This is a genomic window from Saccharothrix texasensis, assembly GCF_003752005.1.
Lineage (GTDB): Bacteria > Actinomycetota > Actinomycetes > Mycobacteriales > Pseudonocardiaceae > Actinosynnema > Actinosynnema texasense.
Genome location: NZ_RJKM01000001.1, coordinates 3,612,906 through 3,633,672 on the forward strand (window position 1 = coordinate 3,612,906; position 20,767 = coordinate 3,633,672).

A 20,767-nucleotide genomic window follows, 5' to 3' on the forward strand; every position below is an offset into this window, starting at 1 on the left:
CGATGCGGGCGGTCACCGGCCGCACGGACCACGTCGTCGTGGTCGGCGCGGGGCTGGCGGGGCTGTCCGCCGCGCTGCACCTGCTCGGCGCGGGCCGCCGGGTCACCGTGGTCGAGCGGGACGCCGTGCCCGGCGGCCGGGCCGGGCGGCTGGACCTCGGCGGCTACCGCTTCGACACCGGGCCGACCGTGCTGACCATGCCGGAGCTGGTGGACGAGGCGCTGGACGCGGTCGGCGACTCGCTGGCCGACCGGCTGGACCTGCGGCCGCTGCACCCCGCCTACCGGGCCCGCTTCGCCGACGGCAGCACGCTGGACGTGCACTCCGACGGCGAGGCGATGGAAGCCGAGGTGCGGCGGTTCGCCGGTCCGCGCGAGGCCGCCGGGTACCGGGCGCTGCGCCGCTGGCTGACCGAGCTGTACCGGGTGGAGCGCGAGCAGTTCATCGGCTCGAACTTCGACTCGCCGTTGTCGCTGCTCACGCCCCAGCTGGCGAGGCTGGCCGCGCTGCGCGGGTTCGGCCGGCTCGGCCCGTCGGTGGGGCGGTTCGTGCGCGACGAGCGGTTGCGGCGGGTGTTCTCGTTCCAGTCGCTGTACGCGGGCGTGCCGCCGCGCAAGGCCCTCGCCGCGTACGCCGTCATCGCGTACATGGACACCATCGCGGGCGTGCACTACCCCGAGGGCGGGATGCGGGCGCTGCCGGACGCGTTGGCGGCGGCGGCCCGGGACGCGGGCGCGGACCTGCGGTTCGAGACGCCGGTGGCGTGGCTGGAGCGGATCGGCGGGCGGGTCACCGCGGTGCGCACCGCGCGCGGCGAGCGCATCCCGTGCGACGCGGTGGTGCTCACCCCGGACCTGCCGATGTCGTACCGCCTGCTGGGTCACCAGCCGCGCCGGCCCGTGCCGATCACGTGGTCGCCGTCGGCGGTCGTGCTGCACGCGGGCGTGGACCGGACGTGGCCGGAGCTGGCGCACCACACGCTGTTCTTCGGCCGGGAGTGGGACCGGACGTTCGACGAGCTGACCCGCCGCGGCACGGTGATGAGCGATCCGTCGCTGCTGGTCACGGCCCCGCCCGGGCAGGGGATGTTCGTGCTGGCGCCCGCGCCGAACCTGCGCACCGGCCCGATCGACTGGGACCGCGTCGGCCCGGCCTACCGCGACGAGCTGGTGGGTGTGCTGGAGGCGCGCGGGCTCACCGGGTTCGGTGCCGCGATCGAGGTCGAGCACCTGGTCACGCCCGCGGACTGGGCCGCGATGGGCCTGGCCGCGGGCACCCCGTTCTCGGCCGCGCACACCCTCGCCCAGACCGGGCCGTTCCGGCCGCGCAACCTCGTGCTGGACAACGCGGTGCTGGCGGGCTGCGGCACCACGCCGGGCGTCGGCGTGCCGCCGGTGCTGATCTCGGGCAGGCTGGCCGCCCAGCGGATCACGGGGGCGACGGGCGCGAGGTCGCGGCGGCCGGTCGAGGCACGGCGGGCACGCACCCGGCGCTGACCCGCCGGGGTGGCGCTGTGCGACGATGTCGCCCCGATGACCCCGAGCACCTTCACCCGATCGAGCGCCGCACCTGTCGAGCCGGTGCGGTCGCGGGCTACCCGGGGCCGGTCGTGACGGAGCTGGCCGCGGCGTACGCCCGCTGCCGTGAGCTGAACGCCCGCCACGGCCGCACGTTCTTCCTCGCCACCCGCCTGCTCACGCCCGCGCAGCGGCCCGCCGTGCACGCCCTGTACGGCTTCGCGCGCTGGGCCGACGAGATCGTGGACAGCGGCGAGTCGCCCGACCCGGCCGGTGACCTGGAGCTGCTGGCGGCGCAGCTGGGCGACGAGCTGGCGGGCCGGCCGACGGGCCACCCGGTGCTGGTCGCGCTGGTCGACACCGTGCGCCGGTACTCGATCGACCCGGAGCTGTTCACCGCGTTCCTGGCGTCGATGCGGATGGACCTGACCGTCACGTCGTACCCGGACCTCCCGGCGTTGCGGCGGTACATGCACGGCTCGGCGGCGGTGATCGGGCTTCAGCTGCTGCCGGTGTTCGGGACGGTGGCGCCCCGCGCGCAGGCGGAGCCGGGCGCCGCCGCGATGGGCCGGGCGTTCCAGCTGACGAACTTCCTGCGCGACGTCGGCGAGGACCTCGACCGGGGCCGGCTGTACCTGCCGGGGGACGTGCTGGCGGCCTACGGCGTCGACCGCGAGCTGCTGGTGTGGTGCCGGCGGACCGGGAAGCCCGACCAGCGGGTGCGGCGGGTGACGGCGCACCTGGTCGCGTGCGCGCTGGCGGAGTACCGGGAGGCCGAGGCGGGTGTGCCGCTGCTGCGGCCCGTGTCGCGGCCGTGCGTGCGGACCGCGCTCACGTTGTACCGGGGGATCCTGGACGAGATCGCGGCGGCCGACTACCAGGTGCTGGACCGGCGGGTGGTGGTGCCGAACCCGCGGCGGCTGGCGGTGGCGCTGCCCGGCTTCGCGCGGGCGCTGGCGGCGAGGGTCGTCGGGCGCTAGCCCGGAGGGCACGACGTCCGGGCGGCTGGGCAGCCGCCCGGACGTGGTCGGTCGTCTGGGGTGGTGCGGTGCTCGTCAGAAAGCCAAGGCCTGTGCCCGCCGCTTCACCTCACGGCCGCGGTCGCCGCGCAACGCCTCGACGGGCGTGCCGGGCAGGGTCTCGTCCTCGGTGAACAGCCACCGGAGGATCTCCTCGGTCGAGTAGCCGGAATCGCGCAGCACCGTGATGGTGCCGGGCAGGCCCTTCACCACGCCTCCGGCGGCGAGGAACTGCGCGGGGACGACGAGGACGCCGTCGCGTCGCTCGGCCAGCAGTTGCCCGTCGCGCAGCAACTGGTGGACTCGGGTGATAGGCAGGCCAAGACGCTCGGCGACCTCGGGGAGGGGCAGGACCTCCAGGTCGGGAGCCAGCACATCCGCAGCGGCAGGAATCGCACTCACCTGCGTCACGATGCCACAACGACGTTGACGACGCCCTGCGCCAACCGGGTGGTGGCCGTACACCCAGGGGTCGGCTTGCCGCTACCCCCTGTTTCGCGCCACTTTGACGCGGATCCCACAAGCGCGCGTGGGATGCTCCGGCGCACAGCACTCGGTCGGCACCACCCACCGTACGATCCACGGCTGTGGAAAGGTCGGCGACGAACGTGATCGGCGGGCTGCTCGAACAACGCTACCGGGTAGGCGCCCTGGTCGCGCGTGGCGGCATGTCCACCGTCTACCGAGGTGTGGACACCCGCTTGGAGCGGACCGTGGCCATCAAGGTCATGGATCCCCGGTTCTCCGCCGACCCGCAGTTCGTGGCGCGGTTCGAGCGCGAGGCGCGGGCCGCGGCCAAGCTGCACCACCCCGGAGTGGTGCAGGTCCACGACCAGGGCGTGGACGAGGACCGGGTGTACCTCGTCATGGAGCTGGTCGAGGGCGGCACGCTGCGCGACCTGCTCACCGCGCGCGGCACGCTGGACGTGCCGCTGGCGCTCACCGTCATCGAGAAGGTCCTCTCGCCGCTGGCCGCCGCCCACCGCGCCGACCTCGTGCACCGGGACGTGAAGCCGGAGAACGTGCTCATCGGCCCCGGCGGCACGGTGAAGGTCGCCGACTTCGGCCTGGTCCGCGCGGTCTCCACGGCGGGCGTGACCAGCGACACCATGATCCTGGGCACGGTCGCCTACCTGTCGCCCGAGCAGGTCACCACGGGCACCACGGACGCGCGCAGCGACGTGTACTCGGCGGGCGTGCTGCTGTACGAGATGCTGACCGGCGCGCCGCCGTACGTGGGCGACAACGCCATCTCGGTGGCCTACCGCCACGTGAACGACGACGTGCCGCCGGTGCCGGGCGTGCCCGCCGAGGTCGCGGAGCTGGTGCGCCGGGCGACCCGCAAGGAGCCGTTCCTGCGGCCCGCGGACGCCGAGTCGTTCCTGTCCGAGGTGGAGACCGCGCGGGCCGTGCTCGGCATCGCGGCGGTCGACGTGCCGGTGCCCAGCGCGGCGGCGCCCGCGGAGGAAGCCACCCGGCAGGTGCCGGCGCCGCTGAGCCCGGCCGAGCAGACGTTGCGGGTGGAGCCGGTGCGGGTGGGCGCGGGCGCGCCGTTCGCCGAGCCGACCGTGCCGGTGCACCGGCCGAACCCGCTGGTGCCGCCGGCGGGCGGCCCGCAGGGCACCAGGGCCATCTCCCGGGCCGAGCTGCTCGCGCCGCCCGAGCCCAAGCCGGTCGGACCCACTCCCCCGACGTCCCGCCCGCGTCCCAAGAGACCGCCGAAGAAGAAGACGCCCGAGCAGCTGTACGAGGAGATGCGGGCGCGCAGCAAGCGGCAGTTCATCACGTGGCTCAGCATCGTCGTGGTGGCCGCGATCCTCATCGGCGTGACGATCTGGTGGCTGGCCATCGGCAGCGTCTCCACCGTGCCGGACCTGGTCGGCAAGGACGAGACCGTCGCCACCGCGCTGCTGGACGAGGCGTCGTTGAAGAAGACGGTGCGCCGGGAGAACAGCGACACCGTGCCGAGCGGGCAGGTGATCAGCACCGACCCGCCCTCCGGGACCAAGGCCGACCGCGGTGACCTGGTGCGGCTCGTGGTGTCCGCGGGCAAGCCGGTGGTGCCGCAGGTCAGCGGGGGCGTCGAGGTCGCCGCGGCCGAGCAGGAGATCGTGTCGGTCGGGTTGAAGGCCCAGCTCAACCCCGCCGAGGACGCGTTCAGCGACCGCGTGCCCAAGGGCAAGGTGGTGACGCTGAAACCCGCGCCGGGCACCCCGGTGCCGATCGGCTCGACGGTGACGATCGTGCTGAGCAAGGGCTCGGAGCCCAAGCCGGTGCCCAGCGTCACGGGCAAGACGAAGGACGAGGCGTTCGCCGAGCTGAGCGCGGCCGGGTTCGAGCCGGTCGAGGGCCCGACCGAGTTCTCCGACAAGGTCGACGGCGGCAAGGTGATCCGCACCGACCCGCCCGCGGGCACGAACCTGCCGCCCAACAACCGGCGGGTGACCGTCGTGGTGTCGGCGGACTCGGTGACCGTGCCGCAGGTCGAGGGCAAGTCGGTCAAGGAAGCGAAGAAGATCCTGGAGGACGCGGGCCTCAAGGTCGACGTCCAGTTCAACAACCGCGACCGGGCCCGGGTGGTCAACCAGTCCGTGCGGGCCGGTGAGCGCGTGCCCAAGGACACCAAGATCACGATCATCGCGGTGTAGGGCGACGGAACGGCGGTGGCCCCCGACTCGTGGGAGTCGGGGGCCACCGCCGTTCCGCGCCGGTCGGCGTCGTCCGGTCAGCTGCGCAGCATCTCCGCGACCAGGAACGCCAGCTCCAGCGACTGCTGCGTGTTCAGCCGCGGGTCGCAGGCCGTCTCGTAGCGGCCCGCGAGGTCCAGGTCGGAGATCTCCTGCGCGCCACCGAGGCACTCGGTGACGTCCTCGCCGGTCAGCTCGATGTGGATGCCGCCGGGGTGGGTGCCCAGGCGGCGGTGCACCTCGAAGAAGCCCTGCACCTCGTCGACGATCCGGTCGAAGTGCCGGGTCTTGTAGCCGGTGGACGCCTCGTGCGTGTTGCCGTGCATCGGGTCGCACTGCCAGATGACCTGGTGGCCGGAGGCGGTGACCTTCTCCACGATCGGGCCCAGCACGTCGCGCACCTTGCCGTTGCCCATGCGGCTGATCAGGGTCAGCCGGCCCGGCTGGTTGTGCGGGTCGAGCCGCTCGACGTACTCGACGGCCATCTCCGGCGTGGTCGACGGGCCGATCTTCAACCCGATCGGGTTGGACAGCAGCTCGGCGAACGCGATGTGCGCGCCGTCCAGCTGCCTGGTCCGCTCGCCGATCCACAGGAAGTGCGACGACAGGTCGTACAGCCTCGGCTGCTCGCCGTTGGTGTCCAGGCGCAGCAGGGCCCGCTCGTAGTCCAGCAGCAGCGCCTCGTGCGAGGCGAAGATCTCGGTGGTGTGCAGCGACGTGTCGTTCACGCCGCACGCCGACATGAACCGCAGGCCGCGGTCGATCTCGCCGGCCAGCGCCTCGTACCGCTCGCCGGCGGGCGACTGGCGGACGAAGTCCTTGTTCCAGTCGTGCAGGCGGTGCAGGTCGGCCATGCCCGCGGTGGTCATGGCGCGCAGCAGGTTCATCGCCGCGCCCGCGTTGGCGTAGGCGCGGATCATCCGGGACGGGTCCGGCACGCGCGCCTCGGGCGTGGCGACCAGCGAGTTCACGATGTCGCCGCGGTAGGACGGCAGGCCGAGCGCGTCGATGCCCGACGAGCGCGGCTTGGCGTACTGGCCCGCGATGCGGCCGATCTTCACCACCGGCAGGCTCGCGCCGTAGGTGAGCACGACGGCCATCTGGAGCAGGGTCCGGACGTTAGCGCGGATGTGCGGCTCGGTGTTGTCCGCGAACGTCTCCGCGCAGTCGCCGCCCTGCAGCAGAAACGCCTCGCCGCGGGCGACCTCGGCCAGGTTGTCGCGCAGCCGGTCGATCTCGGCCGGCACGGTGATCGGCGGCACGCTCTCCAGCACGGCGCGCACCCGGCGCACCTGCTCCGCGTCCGGCCACTCCGGCTGCTGGGCGGCGGGGCGGCTCAGCGCGTCGTCGAGCCGGTCGCGCAGCTCGGGCGGGAGGGGCGGAAGCTCGGGAAGCGTGTCCACGGGCACGTCCACGGTCCAGTTCACACGTTAAAGATAGCTGTCCACATCGAGAGACGGACGCGGGTCCGACCTGTGCATTATGTGGACCATGTCGGACACCCGATTGGATGACAGCACGGCGGCCAGGCTGCTGTCGACCGCGGTGGAGAACGTCCAGCGGGACTACCCGGCGCACTGGTCGCACGTCGTCGCCGGCGACGCCGACCTGGTGCCGCAGCGCGTGCTGCACCCGATCTTCGCCGGGTCGTTCGACTGGCACTCGTGCGTGCATCAGACCTGGTTGGCGGTCCGGCTGCTGCGGGTGCGGCCCGGGGTCGAGGGCGCGGCGCAGGCCCGCCGGGTGCTGGAGTCGTTGATCACGGTCGGGAACGCGGAGGTCGAGGCGGCGTTCTTCGACGGGCCCTCCGGCGGGTTCTGGGAGCGGCCCTACGGGTGGGCGTGGCTGCTCGTGCTCGACGCCGAGCTCCGCGCCTGGGACCCGCCGCTGGCGGCGGCGCTGCGGCCGTTGAGCGCGGTGCTGCGTGACCGGTATCTCGCCGAGGTGACCGGCGCGCGGCTGCCCGTACGGACCGGCACGCACGGCAACACGGCGTTCGCGACCGGGCTCGTGCTGGACGCGGCGCGCGCGGTGGGCGACGGGGAGCTGGCCTCGGCGTGCGCGGAGGCGGCGTTGCGGTGGCACCGGGAGGACGTCGGGTACGGCGGGTTCGAACCGGACGCGGCGGACTTCCTCTCGCCCGCGCTGACCGAGGCGGACCTGATGCGGCGGGTGCTGCCGGCCGACGGGTTCACCGCGTGGTTCGAGGCGTTCCTCCCGCACCTGGACGACTCGCGCTGGAAGGTGCTGCGCGAACCCGTGCCGGTGGACGACCCGGGCGACCCGCACGGCTCGCACCTGGTCGGGCTGGCGCTGTCGCGGGCGTGGCAGTGGCGGGCCGTCGCCGACGCGCTGCCACCGGGGCACCGGTACGCCGACCTGGCCCACACCGCGGCCGAGGCGCACCGGGAGACCGGTCTGCGGCTGGTGTCCGGGCACGGCTACTACGCCGAGCACTGGCTGGGCACGTTCGCCGCCTACCTGGACCTCGGCGCGTTCACCGGTCGCTGAGGGACGCGGCGGCGGCCCGGCACCGGCGCTCCTCCAGCGGTCGGCGCATCGCCGCGAACCGCTCGGCCGCCTCCAGGAACAACGCCGTCGCCCGCGTGCGCTGCCCCTGCGCGCGCCGGACCTCGGCGCGCACCTCCCACAGCGCCGCCGTCCACGGGCCGCCCTGCCAGAGGCCGCTGATCCGCTCCGCCTCCGCCAGGTGCGGCCGGGCGCGGCTCGGGCTGCCCGCGTTCGCGCACGCCGTCGCCGCCGCGATCCGGAAGCCCATCGAGCACGGGTCGCACACGTGCGGCGCCTCGGTGAGCCACCGCTCGGCCTCGCGGATCGCGCCGAGCGCGCCGCCGAGGGTGCCCGCGGCCAGGACGCGGACCCCGTGCACCCGGATGACCAGGTGCGACGGTATGCGTGAGGAGCGGGCCAGCGGCAGCGCCTCGTCCAGGTCGGCACGGGCCGCCGCCGGGTCGCCGCGCCGGGCCTCGGCCTCGGCCCGCCGTTCCAGCGCCAGGGACCGGGCGGACCCGCAGCCGGCGCGTTCGGCCTCGCCCAGCGACTCGCCCAGCGTGGTCACGGCGTCGTCGAGGCGCCCGGACAGCAGCGCGAACTCGCCCAGCAGCAGGTAGGCCAACGCCCGGCCCGCCGCCGAACCCGCCCGTGACGCGATGTCGAGCAGGTCGCGGCCGAACGACTCCGCGCCGTCGTGCCCCTCCGGCCCGTACAGGTAGAACTCCTGCAAGCACAGGTGCGCGTCGTAGACCACGGGCCGGGACGGGTGCCGCACCGCGTCGGCGAACTCCTCCCGGAACAGCCGGTGCCACGTGCCGCGGGCGTGCGCGACGAGGGCGAGCAGGGTCGAGGCCTCGCCCAGCTCGTGCCCGAGGTCGGCGTCCAGCGCCAGCACCCGCGCCTGCCTGGCCAGCCGTTCGGCCTCGGCGAGGTGGCGCCGCCCGAACGCGACCAGCCCGTTGGCCAGCGCGACCGCCGCGCGCTGCGCCGGTGACGGCGGCTCGGCCGCGTCGAGGCTGAGCGCCGACTCGTACAGCTCGACGGTCTCCGCGTCCGGCCCGACCCCGATCCGCTCCCGCAGCGTGCGGCGCAGCCGGTCGAACTGGCGCAACGCCTCCCCGCGGCGACCGGCGGCCAGGTGCCGGCGCATCACCGCGCGGTGCGCCTGCTCGTCGGTCTCGTCCAGGTCGAGCAGCCGTTCCCAGTCGCCGGCGGCCCTCAGCAGCGCGGCGTAGCGGCCCTCGACCTTCTCGTGCGGCTCCGCGACCCAGCACTCGTAGCGGTCGTCGACGAGCAGGCCGCCGCGGTACCCGGCGGCGGCCAGCGCGCACCGCTCGGCGTCACCCGAGGCCAGCGCGGCGTCGGCGGCCCGCTGGAACCGGTCCAGGTCCACGTCCAGGTCGCCGCCGGGCCACAACGTCAGCAGCCGTCCCTCGCACCGGACGGCGTCGGCACGTCCCAGCGCGCGCCGCGCGTAGAACACCGCCTTGCGCAGGTTCGCCCCCGCCGCGTCGGCGGGCAGGTCGGGCCACAGCCGGTCCATCACCTGCTCGCGGTGCAGCCGGTGGTCGGGCGCCACGGCCAGCAGCTTCACCACGTCGGCCGCGCGCCGGTTGCGCCACACGTCACCGGGGACCGGTCTGCCGTCGACCGCGACGGCGAACCCGCCCAGCACGCGCACCTGGCAGGTGGCCCGCATGGCGGCACCCTACGTCCGGCCCGGCGGGACCGCCGTGGGAACGGTTTGGGAACGCCGCGCCGCCTAGCGTGTCCCGATCCACTCCGAGTCGGGAGGACCCCATGTTGTTCATGGACGTGCACAACCACCTGCCCGAAGGCGCCGGTCCCGGTGACGTGGCCGAGGCGCACGCCGCCGACCTCCGCACCCAGGACCGGTACGGCGTCCAGTACCTCAACTACTGGGTGGACGAGAAGGACGGGAAGGTCTTCTGCCTGGTCGACGCGCCGGACGCGGAGACGGCGCACCGGGTCCACCGCGAGGCGCACGGCCTCGTGGCGGACGAGATCTACCCCGTGGTGCAGGGCTGAGACGACGAGGAAGGTGACGGAGATGTCTTTGTTGGCGTCGAAGAGCTTGGCCGAGCCGGAAGAGGTGCGGGACTTCCCGCACGGTCACGTCGACCTGGTCACCGTCGGCGGCACGACGGTCGGCAGAGCGGAGTTCCAGCCGGGCTGGCGGTGGTCGCAGGACGTGAAGCCGATCGCGGGCACCGACTCGTGCCAGGCCTCCCACACCAGCTACATCCTGTCCGGCCGGATGCACGTCGTCATGGACGACGGCTCCGAGGGCGAGGCGGGAGCCGGTGAGGCGGTCGTGGTGGAGCCGGGGCACGACGCCTGGATCGTGGGCGACGAGCCGTGCGTGATGGTCGACTTCACCGGCCTGCACGACTACGCCAAGAAGTAGCCGCGACACCGCGAAGCGCCCCCGGACGTGAAGTCCGAGGGCGCTCGTCGTCGGATCGCCGCTGCCCGGGGCCGTCGTCGGATCACCGCTGCCCGGGGCGGCCGGCGGGCGACTCAGCCGAAGAAGACCTCGGCCTCCTGGTAGCGCTCCAGCGGAACGGTCTTCAGCTCCTCGGTGGCCTCGGACAGCTTGACCCGGACGATGTCCGTGCCGCGCAGCGCGACCATGACGCCGAAGTCGCCGTCGGCGACCGCGTCCACCGCGTGCAGGCCGAACCGGGTGGCGAGCACGCGGTCGTAGGCGGTCGGGATGCCGCCGCGCTGGACGTGGCCCAGCACGACCGCGCGGGACTCCTTGCCGGTCCGCTCCGCGATCTCCTCGGCCAGCCAGGTGCCGATGCCGCCCAGCCGCACGTGGCCGAACGCGTCCTTCTCACCGGAGTGCAGCGTCTCGGCGCCGCCCTCGGGCATCGCGCCCTCGGCGACCACGATGATCGGGGCGAACTGGCGCTCGAAGCGCCGCTCCACCCACTCGACCACCTTGTCGACGCTGAACTGGCGCTCGGGCACCAGGATCACGTTCGCGCCGCCGGCCAGGCCGGAGTGCAGCGCGATCCAGCCCGCGTGGCGGCCCATGACCTCGACCACGAGCGCCCGGTGGTGCGACTCGGCCGTCGTGCGCAGCCGGTCGATCGCCTCGGTGGCGATGTGCACGGCGGTGTCGAAACCGAACGTGTAGTCGGTCGCGCCCAGGTCGTTGTCGATGGTCTTCGGCACGCCCACGACGCCGATGCCGTCGTCGGTGAGCCGCTTGGCGACGCCGAGGGTGTCCTCGCCGCCGATGGCGATCAGCGCGTCGACCTGGTTCGCGGCGAGGGTCTCGCGGATCCGGTCCACCCCGCCGTCGATCTTGTACGGGTTGGTGCGCGACGAGCCGAGGATGGTGCCGCCCCTGGTGAGGATGTCCTCGACGTCATCGAGCCCGATCGGCTTGGTCAGGTTCTCCACCGGGCCCTGCCAACCGTTGCGGAATCCCACGATGTCCCAGCCGTGGGCCTCGATGCCCTTGCGGACCACGCCGCGGATGACCGCGTTGAGGCCGGGGCAGTCGCCACCGCCGGTGAGCACACCAATGCGCATTTGCTTAGCCAATCTCTTCTCGTGGCGTTGGTCACCCAAGCCTGACACGTGCTGGATCGGTGCAGCAAGCGAGGGTCCACCTACCGGACCGCGAAGCCCTTCCGCAGTCGTTCGGACTCGATCACCTTCCAGCGCGCGAGGTTGTGCCGGGCGTCGGCGAGGGCGTCGTGCGCGTCCGCGGGCGCGGGCGGCAGGTGGGGTTTGCCCACGTCCTCCCAGCGCTGCCGCAGGTCGCGGGTGAAGCGGGGCAGGCAGCGCGGCAGGGCCGGCATCGGGCCCCAGAGCTGGGCCAGCGCCACGTGGTCGTAGGCGGCGAACCAGGCCCACAGCTCGATGTCGTCCCGGTTGGCCTTGGGCCCGCCGAGGAAGTCGAGGAGGTCCGCGCGGATCCGCTCCCGGCTGCGCCACGCCCGGTCGGCGGGCGACGGCAGCTGGTTGAGCACGTTGGCGCGCACCCACGGTCCGGCCTTGGCCGGGTCGAACTCGGTCGACACGGCGTAGAACTCGCGGCCTTCCTCGTCGACCACTCCGATGGAGACGAGGTCGATGGTGACCCCGTCCTCGATGAACTCACAGTCGTAGAAGAACCGCACCCCGCCAGCCTAGGGGTGCGGTTCAGCCCGCCTTCGCCTCGGGCAGCCGATCGACCGCTTTCGCCGGCTTCCCGTCGCTCTGGCCCTCCTTGGCCTTGGCCGCGTAGACGTCGACGTACTCCTGGCCGGACAGCTCCATCAGGGCGTACATGATCTCGTCGGTGATGGACCGCAGCACGAACCGGTCGCCGGACAGGCCCTCGTAGCGGGAGAAGTCCAGCGGCTTGCCGATCTTGATCCGGATCGGGTACGGCCGCCACATCTTCGAGCCGATGGGGTTGGCCTTGTCGGTGCCGAACATCGCGACCGGGATGACCGGCGCGCCGGACTCCAGCGCGATCCACGCCACGCCGACCTTGCCCTTGTACAGCCGGCCGTCGGGCGACCGGGTGCCCTCGGGGTAGATGCCGAGCAGCTTGCCCTCGCGCACGATCCGCACACCGGTGTCGAGCGCGCCCTGGGCGGCCGACGCGCTGGACCGGTCGATCGGCACCTGGCCGACGCCGTAGAAGAACCAGCGCTGGAACCGGCCCTTGAGCCCCTTGCCGGTGAAGTACTCGATCTTGGCCGGGAAGGTGACCCGCCGTGACAGCTTCAGCGGCAGGAAGAACGAGTCGGAGACCGCGAGGTGGTTGCTCGCCAGGATGGCGCCGCCGTCCTTCGGGATGTTCTCCGCGCCCTCGATGATCCGGGGTCGGAAGAACAGCTTCAGGAGCGGCCCGAGAAAGATGTGTTTCATCAACCAGTACAGCACCGCGGCGAGCGCCTCCTCGACGTGCTTGATCCCCTCCGCCAGCCTACGGAGCCGACGGCGAAACACACAACGAACACCCACGCGGAGGCGGTACGGTCCAAGTGCCACCGGCTGCCGTAATCCACGACACAACGGGCTCGTGCGACGATGGACCCGGCAGAGGATTGGCCTTCACGACCCGGAGGGCTGGAGCACGCCGATGAACTCCCGACGCGACTCGACCGACGGCCCGGAGGACGTCGACGCGACCTTCGCCGAGATCGTGGCGGGTCTGGAACGCGAAGGCGTGGGCCGTCAGGCCCACCCCGACGAGGTCGAACCGGACGAGGGCGACGAGGCCGAGCCCGCGCGCTCCGGGCGGCCCGAGGGCCAACCCGCCGTGGCCACGGCCGACGACGACCCCGACGCGTACCCCGACTCGGACGACCCGAACGACCACTACGTGCCGCCGGAGCCGCCGCCGCTGCCCGCGTTGCGGCCGGGCACGATCGCGGCGTTGCTGCTGATCGTGCTGGGTGTCGTCCTGCTGCTGTTCCCGGGTCTGTTCGGCCTGACGGGCGTGATCGGCACCCCGCTGGCGCTGATCGTGATGTGCTCGGGCGCCGGCTGGCTGATCCTGCGCATGCGCAACACCCCACCGCCCGACTCGGGCTGGGACGACGGCGCCGTCCTCTAACCCCCGCGAGAGTCCAACGCTCACGCCGCGAGAGTCCAACGCTTAGGACACCTGAATTCAACGCTCAGCCACACCCGCACCTGGCTGAGCGTTGAATTCAGGGTCCGCGAACGTAGGACTCACGGGCCGTGAACGTTGGACTCTCGCGCTGTGGAGGTTGGACTCTCGCTGGTCAGGAGCCGGAGAGGAGGCGGATGGTGTAGCCCTCGGCGTCGCGGCTCATGGTCACCTCGCGGCACGTCCGGTGGGTCAGCCACAGGCCCACGCCGGCGGTCGCGGTGCGGTCGGTCGGCACGAGGCCCGCCAGCGGCGACCGAGGCCCGTCGCCCCGGTCCGTCACGGCCACCAGCACGTGCGTCGGCCCCGCCCACGCCCTCAGCCGCACGGGAGGCCGCCCGTGCGACTGCGCGTTGGTCACGGCCTCGCTGGCCGCGTACACGATGTCGTCCAGCTCGTCCTGGCTCAGCCGGGTGCCGACGCACGCCGTAATCACCGCGCGCCTGGCCGCCGCGGGTGTCGGGTCGGTCAGCTCGACCAGCGGCCGTCCCGCCTCGAACGCCGTGGGCCCGGCCGGCGGCAACGTCCACGACGACCGGTACCGCGGGTTCGGCAGGTGCGACCCGTCCGTCCCGGCCACGCGCGGGTGGGTGCGCACCACGTCCGCGAGCACGCGCGCCGGCGTGGTCCGCAGGTCGTACGGGCACAGGCCCCACAGCGGGTACTCGGCGAACACCTCGTTCACCGCCGCCTCGTACCGCGACCACCAGTCCCACGCGACGCCGACGCCGGGGTGCGGCACGTCGCCGATCACCCGGATCTGCGTCACGCCCGCGTACCGGGCGAACAGCTTCCGGTACTCCACGATCGCCTCGGTCGGCCGGGCGTACTGGTCGCCGCCGGGCAGGAACACCACGCCGGACGGGTCGGCCACCGCGTCCCGGACCAGCCGCTCGTTGGCCGGGCGGCACGCCACGAGCACCGGTTCGCCCGCTGCCACGCCTTCGTCCACGAACGGCACGACGACCGACCGGTAGTCGTCGTCGCTGCCGTAGAACGCGGTTTCGTGGAAGTACCCGACGTGCCCGTTCGCCACGCCGGATCTCATCGGCGCACCACGGGGTGGGCGTGGGACTCGCGGACGTGGTGGTCGCGCGGTCCCCGGGTGACGGCGGTCCGCATCCCGCGATGCTACGCGGACTCGCGGGTCAACGGTGCCTGCCGTTGCGGGCGGTGCTCGCCGCCACGTCGCGCGCGAGGGTGGCCACGCCGACGATCCCGGCGTCGTCGCCGAGCTGCGCGGTCCGGATGCGGGCCAACGGCCGGTGCCCGGCGCCGGTCACCACGGCCGCGTAGCGCTCGCGCGCGTCGTCGAGGAACAGCGGCGCGGACTCCGACACGCCGCCGCCGATCACCACGACTTCGGGGTCGTACACGTCGGCGACCAGCGCCAACCCGTCTCCCAGCCACCGCGCCAGGTCCGCCATCGCGCGTTGCGCCAACGGGTCGCCGTCACGCGCCGCGCCCGCCACCCGACGCCCGGTGACGGCCCGCGAGTCGTCCACCGCCTCCCGCGCGAGCACGGTCGACTGGCCGGGGTGGCGGGCCAGCAGCTCGACCGCCGTGGTGCTCAACGCCGTGCCGCTGCAGTACCGCTCCCAGCAGCCGTGCTTGCCGCACGGGCAGGGCCGGCCGTCCGGCACGAGCCGCAGGTGGCCCAGCTCGGGCGCCACGCCGTGCGCGCCGCGGAAGACCTGCCCGTCGATGAGCAGCGCCCCGCCGATCCCGGTGCCGATCGCGACCAGCGCGGCGATCTTCGCGCCGCGGGCCGCACCGAACCGGTGCTCGGCCAGCGCGGCGGCGTTCGCGTCGTGCTCCAGCACCACCGGCATGCCCACGCGCCGCGAGATCCGGTCGGCCACCGGAGCCTGCCGCCACGCGAGGTGCGGCGCGAACCGCACGGTCCGCAGGTCCGAGGCCACGAACCCGGCCACGGCCAGGCCGACACCGGAGATGCGGTGCCGGGACGCCAGCTCGGCGACGGCTTGGCCGATCGCCTCCTCCAACGCTTCCTCGCCGCTCGGTGTGGCCGCGCGCGCCGTGTCGAGGACCGCGCCGTCGCCGTCGACGACGCCCGCGCGCACGCTCGTCCCGCCGACGTCGACGCCGACAGTCAGCACTGCGCGCTCCGGTCACGCCGCACCACGGGGATGTGCTGCACGCGCGGCTTCTCCGGCCGCGCGGGCTCGTCCTGCGGCACGGGCGGCGCGGGTTCCGCCAGTGCCGCGCGCAGCACCGCGATCAGCCCGGCCACGTGCTCGGCGGCCTTGGCGGCCAGCTCCGACCGGTCGCCGCGGGCCAGCGCCACCGCGTTGCACAGCGGGCACCAGCCGCAGGTGCCGGTGTCGTGCTCGCCCTCGGCGGCCACCCGGTGCAGCCACGGCTGCGCCCGCTCGGCGGCGGCGTCGAGCAGCAGGCGCAGCTCTTCGGCGAGCTTGGAGTCCACGTGCCTCACCGCATCCACAGATCGGGGTCGGGTGCGAACCGCACCGCCAACCCGGTGTCGTCCAGCTCCGCGCCGGTCACCAGGCAGCGCTTGAGCAGCGACGGCAGCGCGATCAGCCGCCGCCTGCCGTCCACCGTCACGGCCAGGTCGTCGCCCACCCGCGCCAGGTCGAGCGACGAGTCGCCGACCGGCAGCGCGATGCGCAACGTGTACTGCTGCTCGCCGGTCCGCTCCACGGTCAGCAGCTGCCGTTCGGCGTCGCCGCCGTCCAGCGGGTCACGTCCCTGGTAGAGGCCTTCGGCGACGTCCAGCAACGCGGCCGTGCCTACCGGTTCGGCGGCCCGGTGCGCCACCTCGCGCACCGGCCCGAGGTCGGCCAGTTCGGCGAGCACCGCGTCCTGCTCGGCCCGGCGGGTGCGCAGCCAGTCGGCGGCCGGGCCGCGGTCGTCGCCGGGGTGCGGCACGACCCGGTTGGCCACCACGCCGTCGACCCGGATGCCTTGCAGCGCGAGCGCCGTCACGGTCCGCCTGGTCTCCGCCGCGACCACCCGTTCCGGGGTCAGCACCAGCCGCACGCTGGTCGTCGGGGAGGTCAGCAGGCCGCGCAGCTGCTCCAGGCTCTCGGCCAGCCTGCCGAGCGCGTCGGCGGTGGCGTCCCACTTCTCCGCGGTGCCGCTGCCGGCGACACCGGCGAGCAGCCCGCGCACCACCCGTCGGTGGGTCGGGAACAGCCGTTCCAGGTAGGAGGCGAACGCCTCGGGCAGCGCCAGCAGGCGCAGCGTCTCGGCGGTCGGGCCGCAGTCCACGACCACCACGTCCCACGGTCCGCTCTCGGCCAGCCGTCGCACCTCCGACAGGGCGAGCAGCTCCTCGACGCCGGGCAGCACGGTCAGCTCTTCGGCGTCCAGCTCGTCCACGCCCGCGCCGGCGAGCACGGTCCGCAGGTGTCCGCGCAGGTCGCGCCACGCGTCGTCGACCAGCGCGCGGGGGTCGACCTGGAGCGCGTGCAGGATTCCGGCGGCCGGGGTGTCGATCTCGCCGACGTGCCCGGACAGCGGCACGCCGAACGCGTCGCCCAGCGAGTGGGCCGGGTCGGTGGAGACGACCAGCGCCTTGCGGCCACCGGCGGCGAGCGCGGTGGCGGTGGCGGCGGCCAAGGTCGTCTTGCCGACCCCGCCCTTACCGGTGAAGAGCAGCAGGCGGGCGCTCATCCAGCGTTGTCCACCCGGTTTTCGACCCGGCGCTTGAGCTCCTTGAGCGCGGTGTCCATGATCATCTTCTCGGCCTTGCGCCGGAACAGGCCGATCATGGGCACGACCAGCTGCACCGACAGCGTGTAGGTGACCTCGGTCGAGTCGCCCCGGGGGGTCAGCCGGTAGCTGCCCTCCTGCGACTTCTGCATCTGGCCCTTGACGAGGTGCCACGAGATCAGGCCGGGCGACCACTCGTCGTAGGCGAGCACGTACTCGTCCTTGATCGGGCCCTGGTCGATGTTGAACTTGACCTGCGCCGCGCGGCCGGCCGCCCCGGTCTCCAGCACCTCGGTGCGCTTCACCCCGTTGGCCCACTCGGGGTAGGCGTCGAAGTCGGCGATGACCGCCGCGATCTCCTCGGGCGTCGCGTCGATGACGATGGACTGGGTGGACTCGTCGGCCATGCCGGGGAGGCTACCCGGTGGTTCGGCTCACCAACGCAGGACGTGGGGCGTGCCGGTGCGCTGGAAGTGGCCGACGTTGACGCACTCGGTCCAGCCGACCCGCGCCCGGCGCGCCAGGGGCTGGTGCACGTGACCGAACACCGACCAGCGGGGCCGGTCGCGCTCGATCACCTTCAGCAACGACGTCGAGCCCAGCTCCGGCCGGCGGGCCACCACGTCGTAGGTCAGCTCGGCCACGGCGGGCGGCACGTGCGTGCACAGCACGTCGACCTCGCCCAGCCCGGCGAGGGCCGCGCCGAAGTCCTCCTCGGTGCGCAGGTAGGGCCGCCACGGGCCGCGCCGGTTCGGCACGAAGCCCGGGTGCAGCACCGCGCCGCCCGCGAAGCCGAACCGCAGCCCGCCGATCTCGGCCACCTGCCCGTCCAGGACGTGCACGCCGTCGCGGGCGAACATCGGCCACAGCTCGGGGCTGTCGACGTTGCCCGGCGTGGCGTAGGTGGGCACGCTCATCGCCGCGAACATCGCGGTGTACTGCTCCATGATCGCCTCTTGGACGACGTCCGCGGCGTTGTCCAGGCTCTCCCACAGCGACCGCATGTAGCGGACCGTCTCGGCGCCGAACCGGCCGCGGCGCAGCCGGGCGAACACCGCGACCTTCTCCGCGCCGAACACCCGGCCGAGGATGCCCTTGCCGTGGTCGTAGTAGTCGACGAAGTCGACCAGGTCGCCGAGCACGACCAGCGCGTCGGCCCCGTCGCCGGCGCGCGCGAGTGCCTCCGCGTTGCCGTGGACATCCGAGACGACGTGAACTCGCACAAGACCCGAATCTACGGCAGCGAGGGCGGCACACCAGGCGCCCGGCCGGCCTCCAAGATCATTTTGAGGCCGAGTGACACCTCCTTGGCGGCCAACTGGCGGCGGCGCACCTCGCGACGTATCCGCTGGTCGGACGCATCGCCCGGCAAGTCGGCACGCAGGAAGTAATGCAGCAGGGTGCCGTCGAGGACCGGCTCCAACCACACCTCCATCGTTCCGACCAACGCGCCGGCGACCGTCCAGCGCAACCCCTCAGTGCCCCGATCGGCGTATACGTCGAGGGTCAGGTCCGGCCAGAACCCCGCCCACGCGGCGGGCGGCGCGAAAGCGGCGGCGACCACCGCCGGAGGCACTGCGAGGAACGTCTCGTCAACGACGTCGACACTGGGCACGGGTGAGGAGAGTGCCACGACACGGTCACGGATAGGCGGGCCGGCCTGGTGTATCGCCGGAATCACAGGCTAAGTTTCCCCACCGGTAACAAACAATCGTCCGGAGGTCGACGTGCGCGAGTTCAGCGTCCCCGCCACCGCCACTGTGGCTGCCGAGGAGAACCTCACCGACATGGTGTGGGCGAACGCGGAGCGCTTCGGCAACGCCGTCAGCTTCCGCCGCCGCGTGGACGGCACGTGGGTGGACGTCACCGCCCGCGACTTCGCCGCCCAGGTCCTCGCGGTCGCCAAGGGCCTGGTCGCGGCGGGCTTGCAGCCAGGCGAGCGGGTGGGCCTGATGTCCAAGACCCGCTACGAGTGGACCCTCCTCGACTTCGCCATCTGGCACGCGGGCGGCGTCGTGGTCCCGATCTACGAGACCTCCTCGGCCGAGCAGGTCGAGTGGATCCTGTCCGACTCCTCGGCGAAGGCCGTGTTCGTGGAGACCTCCGAGCACCGCGCCACAGTGGACTCGGTGGTGGCCGGCCTGCCCGAGGTGCGGCACGTGTGGCAGCTCGACGGCCCCTCGGGCGACGCGGCGGGCGCGATCGACGAGCTGACCGCGCTGGGCGCCTCGGTGTCCGACGACGACGCGCGGGCCCGGCGCAAGGTGGTCGGCGCGGACGACACCGCGACCATCGTCTACACCTCCGGCACCACCGGCCGGCCCAAGGGCTGCGAGCTGACCCACCGCAACCTGCTGTCCGAGGTGAAGGGCGGGATCACCGCGTTCCCGCAGCTCATGCAGGCGGGCAACTCGCTGCTGGTGTTCCTGCCGCTGGCGCACATCCTGGCCCGCGCCCTGTCGGTCTGCGGCGTCTACACGCGCGTGACCATGGGCCACACCGCCGACGTGAAGAACCTGGTGGAGGACCTCCAGTCGTTCCGGCCCACGTTCGTGGTGGCCGTGCCGCGCGTGTTCGAGAAGGTCTACAACGGCGCGAAGCAGAAGGCGCACGCGGCGGGCAAGGGCAAGATCTTCGACGCGGCCGAGGCGACCGCGGTGGCCTACAGCCAGGCCCTCGACACCGGCGACGTCAGCCTCGGGCTCAAGCTCAAGCACGCGCTGTTCGCCAAGCTCGTCTACAGCAAGCTCCAGGCGGCGCTGGGCGGCCGGTGCACCAACGCGGTGTCCGGCGGCGCGCCGCTCGGCGAGCGGCTGGCGCACTTCTTCCGCGGCATCGGCGTGCCCGTGCTGGAGGGCTACGGCCTCACCGAGACCAGCGCGGCGGCGTGCGTGAACACGGCGGCGGCGTTCCGGGTCGGCACGGTGGGCCGCCCGGTGATCGGCACCTCGGTGCGCATCGCCGAGGACGGCGAGATCCTGATCAAGGGCGACATCGTGTTCCGCGGCTACTGGAACAACGACCAGGCCACGTCCGAGGCGCTGGACGACGGCTGGTTCCACAGCGGCGACATCGGCGAGCTCGACGAGGACGGCTTCCTGCGGATCACCGGCCGCAAGAAGGAGATCATCGTGACCGCCGGCGGCAAGAACGTCTCGCCCGCCGTGCTGGAGGACCGCCTGCGCGCCCACCCGCTGATCAGCCAGTGCATGGTGGTCGGCGACGCGCAGCCGTTCATCGGCGCGCTGATCACGATCGACCCGGAGTTCTTCCCCGCCTGGAAGGAGCAGAACGGCAAGGCCGGTTCGGCGACCGTGGCCGACCTGATCGACGACGAGACCCTGCGCGCCGAGATCCAGACCGCGGTGGACGAGGCCAACCAGGCGGTGTCCAAGGCGGAGGCGATCAAGAAGTTCCGCATCCTGCCGGTCGACTTCACCGAGGCGGGCGGCGAGATGACCCCGAGCCTCAAGCTCCGCCGCTCGGTCGTCGCCACCACCTACAAGCAGGACATCGAATCGATCTACGCGGGCTGACCCCCGCGCCGCCCTCCGCGGAGCAGCGGCGATCAGACACAGACGAGTGGCCCGCACCGAAGTGCGGGCCACTCGACCCCCAGTGATCGCGTATCCGCTGACGCGGACCCGAGAAGTTCTGTTGTCCCGGTCCCCCAACCGGGACGCTTCA

General features: G+C 73.2%; 21 protein-coding genes. 8 read left to right on the top strand and 13 right to left on the bottom strand.

The window, feature by feature from the left end; translation table 11 throughout:
• Positions 1–2: 2 nt before the first annotated feature.
• Both crtI and EDD40_RS14785 read left to right on the top strand, forming a co-directional pair.
• The gene (crtI, locus tag EDD40_RS14780) at positions 3–1,496 is read left to right on the top strand and encodes a phytoene desaturase family protein (protein WP_123743422.1); all 1,494 of its coding nucleotides are present in this window, start codon (positions 3–5) and stop codon (positions 1,494–1,496) included.
• Between the two features lie 113 nt (positions 1,497–1,609).
• Entirely contained in the window at positions 1,610–2,497 is an 888-nt protein-coding gene (locus EDD40_RS14785; RefSeq protein ID WP_123743423.1) for a phytoene/squalene synthase family protein, read from the top strand.
• 75 nt (positions 2,498–2,572) lie between these two features.
• Here the strand turns inward: EDD40_RS14785 and EDD40_RS14790 are convergent, their stop codons facing one another.
• Complete coding sequence (locus tag EDD40_RS14790; RefSeq protein WP_201441207.1) at positions 2,573–2,938, bottom strand: Rv2175c family DNA-binding protein; 366 nt, start codon at positions 2,936–2,938, stop codon at positions 2,573–2,575.
• Between the two features lie 185 nt (positions 2,939–3,123).
• Between EDD40_RS14790 and EDD40_RS14795 the strand changes: the two genes are divergently transcribed.
• Positions 3,124–5,184 (top strand): Stk1 family PASTA domain-containing Ser/Thr kinase, encoded by a 2,061-nt coding sequence (locus EDD40_RS14795; protein ID WP_123743424.1) that lies wholly within the window; start codon positions 3,124–3,126, stop codon positions 5,182–5,184.
• Between the two features lie 77 nt (positions 5,185–5,261).
• Here the strand turns inward: EDD40_RS14795 and EDD40_RS14800 are convergent, their stop codons facing one another.
• On the bottom strand, positions 5,262–6,650 hold the full coding sequence (locus tag EDD40_RS14800) for a class II 3-deoxy-7-phosphoheptulonate synthase (protein WP_123743425.1): 1,389 nt from the start codon (positions 6,648–6,650) through the stop codon (positions 5,262–5,264).
• 64 nt (positions 6,651–6,714) lie between these two features.
• On the opposite strand from EDD40_RS14800, the gene EDD40_RS14805 reads away from it, so the two are divergent.
• Positions 6,715–7,734 carry a DUF2891 domain-containing protein gene (locus tag EDD40_RS14805; protein ID WP_123748029.1) on the top strand — a complete coding sequence of 340 codons (1,020 nt, stop codon included), beginning with the start codon at positions 6,715–6,717 and terminating at the stop codon, positions 7,732–7,734.
• On the opposite strand, the gene EDD40_RS14810 is transcribed toward EDD40_RS14805, so the two are convergent.
• Entirely contained in the window at positions 7,721–9,436 is a 1,716-nt protein-coding gene (locus EDD40_RS14810; RefSeq protein WP_123743426.1) for an AfsR/SARP family transcriptional regulator, read from the bottom strand. The two genes, EDD40_RS14805 and EDD40_RS14810, sit on opposite strands and share 14 nt — an antisense overlap.
• A gap of 101 nt (positions 9,437–9,537) precedes the next feature.
• On the opposite strand from EDD40_RS14810, the gene EDD40_RS14815 reads away from it, so the two are divergent.
• Complete coding sequence (locus EDD40_RS14815) at positions 9,538–9,786, top strand: DUF4242 domain-containing protein (RefSeq protein ID WP_148088803.1); 249 nt, start codon at positions 9,538–9,540, stop codon at positions 9,784–9,786.
• Between the two features lie 22 nt (positions 9,787–9,808).
• Positions 9,809–10,165, top strand: a complete 357-nt coding sequence (locus EDD40_RS14820) for a cupin domain-containing protein (RefSeq protein WP_123748031.1) — start codon at positions 9,809–9,811, stop codon at positions 10,163–10,165.
• A 113-nt stretch (positions 10,166–10,278) separates the two neighbouring features.
• Here EDD40_RS14820 and EDD40_RS14825 read toward each other — a convergent pair whose 3' ends face one another.
• The 3 genes from EDD40_RS14825 to EDD40_RS14835 all read right to left on the bottom strand — a co-directional run bounded on the left by EDD40_RS14825 (position 10,279) and on the right by EDD40_RS14835 (position 12,651).
• Positions 10,279–11,304, bottom strand: coding sequence for a 6-phosphofructokinase (locus EDD40_RS14825; RefSeq protein WP_123743427.1), 1,026 nt, complete (start codon positions 11,302–11,304; stop codon positions 10,279–10,281).
• An 80-nt stretch (positions 11,305–11,384) separates the two neighbouring features.
• The gene (locus EDD40_RS14830) at positions 11,385–11,897 is read right to left on the bottom strand and encodes a polyadenylate-specific 3'-exoribonuclease AS (protein ID WP_123743428.1); all 513 of its coding nucleotides are present in this window, start codon (positions 11,895–11,897) and stop codon (positions 11,385–11,387) included.
• Positions 11,898–11,919: 22 nt separating this feature from the next.
• Positions 11,920–12,651 (bottom strand): lysophospholipid acyltransferase family protein, encoded by a 732-nt coding sequence (locus EDD40_RS14835; protein ID WP_123743429.1) that lies wholly within the window; start codon positions 12,649–12,651, stop codon positions 11,920–11,922.
• A 199-nt stretch (positions 12,652–12,850) separates the two neighbouring features.
• Here EDD40_RS14835 and EDD40_RS14840 point away from each other — a divergent pair, with 199 nt between their 5' ends.
• Complete coding sequence (locus EDD40_RS14840) at positions 12,851–13,327, top strand: hypothetical protein (RefSeq protein ID WP_123743430.1); 477 nt, start codon at positions 12,851–12,853, stop codon at positions 13,325–13,327.
• A 172-nt stretch (positions 13,328–13,499) separates the two neighbouring features.
• On the opposite strand, the gene EDD40_RS14845 is transcribed toward EDD40_RS14840, so the two are convergent.
• The 7 genes from EDD40_RS14845 to EDD40_RS14875 all read right to left on the bottom strand — a co-directional run bounded on the left by EDD40_RS14845 (position 13,500) and on the right by EDD40_RS14875 (position 18,695).
• Complete coding sequence (locus EDD40_RS14845; RefSeq protein ID WP_123743431.1) at positions 13,500–14,432, bottom strand: anti-sigma factor RsbA family regulatory protein; 933 nt, start codon at positions 14,430–14,432, stop codon at positions 13,500–13,502.
• Between the two features lie 100 nt (positions 14,433–14,532).
• Positions 14,533–15,504: an ROK family protein gene (locus EDD40_RS14850; RefSeq protein ID WP_123743432.1), complete on the bottom strand. Its 972-nt coding sequence runs from the start codon at positions 15,502–15,504 to the stop codon at positions 14,533–14,535.
• On the bottom strand, positions 15,498–15,830 hold the full coding sequence (locus EDD40_RS14855; protein WP_123748032.1) for a hypothetical protein: 333 nt from the start codon (positions 15,828–15,830) through the stop codon (positions 15,498–15,500). Before EDD40_RS14855 ends, EDD40_RS14850 begins: the two co-directional genes overlap by 7 nt.
• A 5-nt stretch (positions 15,831–15,835) precedes the next feature.
• Complete coding sequence (locus tag EDD40_RS14860; protein ID WP_123743433.1) at positions 15,836–17,041, bottom strand: ArsA family ATPase; 1,206 nt, start codon at positions 17,039–17,041, stop codon at positions 15,836–15,838.
• Positions 17,038–17,487 carry an SRPBCC family protein gene (locus EDD40_RS14865; RefSeq protein WP_123743434.1) on the bottom strand — a complete coding sequence of 150 codons (450 nt, stop codon included), beginning with the start codon at positions 17,485–17,487 and terminating at the stop codon, positions 17,038–17,040. The genes EDD40_RS14860 and EDD40_RS14865 overlap by 4 nt, the downstream gene beginning before the upstream one ends.
• Before the next feature lie 27 nt (positions 17,488–17,514).
• Positions 17,515–18,303, bottom strand: coding sequence for a metallophosphoesterase family protein (locus EDD40_RS14870; RefSeq protein ID WP_123743435.1), 789 nt, complete (start codon positions 18,301–18,303; stop codon positions 17,515–17,517).
• 11 nt (positions 18,304–18,314) lie between these two features.
• Complete coding sequence (locus EDD40_RS14875) at positions 18,315–18,695, bottom strand: polyketide cyclase / dehydrase and lipid transport (RefSeq protein WP_123743436.1); 381 nt, start codon at positions 18,693–18,695, stop codon at positions 18,315–18,317.
• A 112-nt stretch (positions 18,696–18,807) separates the two neighbouring features.
• On the opposite strand from EDD40_RS14875, the gene EDD40_RS14880 reads away from it, so the two are divergent.
• Positions 18,808–20,616, top strand: a complete 1,809-nt coding sequence (locus tag EDD40_RS14880) for an AMP-dependent synthetase/ligase (protein WP_123743437.1) — start codon at positions 18,808–18,810, stop codon at positions 20,614–20,616.
• The last annotated feature ends 151 nt before the right edge of the window (positions 20,617–20,767 follow it).

What these genes read in the sequence shown, in the direction of transcription:
- EDD40_RS14820 (WP_123748031.1), top strand. Translation starts at nt 9,809, where the DNA reads ATGTCTTTGTTGGCGTCGAAGAGCTTGGCCGAGCCGGAAGAGGTGCGG.
- crtI (WP_123743422.1), top strand. Translation starts at nt 3, where the DNA reads ATGCGGGCGGTCACCGGCCGCACGGACCACGTCGTCGTGGTCGGCGCG.
- EDD40_RS14810 (WP_123743426.1), bottom strand. Translation starts at nt 9,436, where the DNA reads ATGCGGGCCACCTGCCAGGTGCGCGTGCTGGGCGGGTTCGCCGTCGCG.
- EDD40_RS14865 (WP_123743434.1), bottom strand. Translation starts at nt 17,487, where the DNA reads ATGGCCGACGAGTCCACCCAGTCCATCGTCATCGACGCGACGCCCGAG.
- EDD40_RS14805 (WP_123748029.1), top strand. Translation starts at nt 6,715, where the DNA reads ATGTCGGACACCCGATTGGATGACAGCACGGCGGCCAGGCTGCTGTCG.
- EDD40_RS14845 (WP_123743431.1), bottom strand. Translation starts at nt 14,432, where the DNA reads ATGAGATCCGGCGTGGCGAACGGGCACGTCGGGTACTTCCACGAAACC.
- EDD40_RS14825 (WP_123743427.1), bottom strand. Translation starts at nt 11,304, where the DNA reads ATGCGCATTGGTGTGCTCACCGGCGGTGGCGACTGCCCCGGCCTCAAC.
- EDD40_RS14840 (WP_123743430.1), top strand. Translation starts at nt 12,851, where the DNA reads ATGAACTCCCGACGCGACTCGACCGACGGCCCGGAGGACGTCGACGCG.
- EDD40_RS14860 (WP_123743433.1), bottom strand. Translation starts at nt 17,041, where the DNA reads ATGAGCGCCCGCCTGCTGCTCTTCACCGGTAAGGGCGGGGTCGGCAAG.
- EDD40_RS14815 (WP_148088803.1), top strand. Translation starts at nt 9,538, where the DNA reads ATGTTGTTCATGGACGTGCACAACCACCTGCCCGAAGGCGCCGGTCCC.